The organism is Desulfovibrio sp. 1214_IL3152, from assembly GCF_036763055.1.
Taxonomy (GTDB): domain Bacteria; phylum Desulfobacterota; class Desulfovibrionia; order Desulfovibrionales; family Desulfovibrionaceae; genus Desulfovibrio.
On sequence record NZ_JBAIYW010000586.1, the window covers coordinates 1 to 2,206 of the forward strand.

Annotated in this window: 2 protein-coding genes; both read right to left on the minus strand. The window is 58.3% G+C overall.

Features of this window, described 5'->3' with window-relative positions:
- Window positions 1-18 precede the first annotated feature (18 nt).
- Window positions 19-894, minus strand: coding sequence for a DUF116 domain-containing protein (locus V6C07_RS12325; RefSeq protein WP_333536776.1), 876 nt, complete (start codon window positions 892-894; stop codon window positions 19-21).
- Window positions 895-1,571: 677 nt separating this feature from the next.
- Window positions 1,572-2,206: methionyl-tRNA formyltransferase (locus tag V6C07_RS12330; RefSeq protein WP_442891939.1), on the minus strand; the 635-nt coding region annotated here is incomplete at its 5' end.

The window sequence follows — 2,206 nt, forward strand, 5'->3', positions numbered from 1 at the left end:
TCAATGATATGTTTCTGCTCATGCTCTGCCCTCTCCATCGGGTATCGTCACAGTGGCGGGCGCGATGCCGGAGCCTGCCTGTCCGCACGCCCCGGCATCGCCAAGACCAAGAAACAGGCGCACCGCGTCTTCAAGGGCCGCCAGAGGCACAAGCGTGTCAAGGCAAGGTCCGTTGGGGCGCATGTTCAGCACGCCAAAGACCGGCAAGGGATAGCTGTCCTGTATGCCCGAGGTAAGATCGCGCTCGCAGGCCACAGCAATGATGCAGCGCGGCCTGGTCTGCACCACGATGCGCCGTGCAATGGTTCCCCCTGTGGCAATGGCGAGGCGTATGCCATACCTGTCGCGCAGGTGCAGCAGGTCCCCCACGGGACACTGCCCGCATCGGCGGCACAGGTCGGCATTGTGTACAAGGCGGTGCGGACATAAAGAACGTTGCACACAATGGGGCAGCAGCAAAAGCAGTTCACTTGGCTTCACCGCCCTGCGGCAGGAAAGCACCAGTTCGTTGTTGACCTTGATAAAACTGCGCCGCACCTTGCCGCGTTCAATGCCCACAAATTTTGCCAGCAGTTCCATAAGCGGAAAAAACAGGCGGATGGTGACATGGCGCACACTGCGCGCCCCAGGCAGGGCCTTGCCGGTATAGATGTGAAACACAAGCATAAGGCACAGCCACATGAGCGCCCCTATGCTCACAAGCCCCACGGTGATACTGAGGCGCTCAAGCCAGACCATGCCGTCCAGCATGTCTGACCACGGCAGGATGAGAAAAACTGTCAGGCCAAGGCAGACCACCAGACAGGATGCCAGCATAAGTCCGATAAAGATGCGCTTGCGCGCGCCTCCATATTGCTCGGGCGGCAGCGAAAAGGGAGATTTACGCAGTTTCATGAAACCTCGGGGTGTACACGTGCATAAAACGACTGCAAAAAGGCCCAAACTTATAGAGCAGATTAATTTTGAGGATGAACATTCTCAAAGTTTAAGCCACGCTCGCTTCGGCGCTTAGCAGCGCAAATAAATAGCTCTGCTGTCTTCGCGGCAGTCGTTGGCGAGCCTGGCGAGCCTTACGAATGGCGACAGCGATTGTGTGGAAACAGGCCGATCGTTACACATGCTGCCTGCAAGCGTAGTTTCCTGCGTTACGATTTCTGAAGCATCCGTAACTTCCTTTGTCGTAACGGCTGAAGCTGCGCTTACGCCTCCGCCGCGATACCTGCTCACGCAGCCGCCAGAGCAGCTTCAAAGTGAAAAGGCTCTAAAAACGGGCCTATGGCTTTTTTTACGCCTCACGCGGGCCATACGCAACAAAGGGCCTTTATGCTTCCCAGTATACGAAAAAGAAAAAAAAGAGGCCCAAATGAGCCTCACTGGGGCAGGTCAACTTTGAGGCAATGCTGTGACCGGAAGGCGCGACCCTGGTCTCCCCCGCCTCAGATCAGGAGTACCCCTGTCACAGACAAGACAAGAATAAAGATTTTTGGAGGTAGGCGGGTGGGGAGGGACCCTGCTGCACAAAGGTCCCTCCCACAAAAAATTTCAACAATAAAATATGCTGACAACAGCCGCTACAGTGGCTCTTCCGGTGACCGCGCCATGCCGCATACGCCCTGAGGAAGATTCTTGAGACTGCCGTTAAGCAGGTCACGCGCGGGCATGTCCTTGCGGCCCTCGGGACGCACCATGCCGAGCACATACCAGCAGTCGCCGCAGGCAATGCTCATGCCCTGCCCGTCGTGCCGTATGCTGCCCGGCGCAGTGCCAGCCACCGGCACACCGATTGTTCCGGGTGAAACAATGAGCGGCATGGCCTGGGCGGCAAAATCCGCTGCCGTATCAAGATGCAGCACCGTTCGCGCGCCGGGTTTGGGCGTAACACCGCGTATCTGTGCATGCACTTCGGCCGCAGTGCGCGTCCAGTCCACATAGCCGTCGCGCTTGCCCAGCTTGGCCGCGTGAGTGGCAAGACGTTCATCCTGCTCCACGGCCACTGCCCTGCCTTCCATGAGATCGTCCAGAACGGTGACCAGCAGTTCCGCCCCCATCTGCGCCAGAGCGTCATGCAGGCTGCCCGAGGTATGTTCGCCGATAAGAGTGTCGTCCACGGCATAAACAGGCCCGGCATCAAGTCGGCTGCCGATGCGCATTATGGAGATGCCCGCCCTGGCTCCGGGCTGCCATCCTTCCATAACGGCGCGCTGTA

Excerpts from the sequence above, each read along its gene's own strand:
- V6C07_RS12325 (WP_333536776.1), bottom strand. The coding sequence starts at position 894 with ATGAAACTGCGTAAATCTCCCTTTTCGCTGCCGCCCGAGCAATATGGA.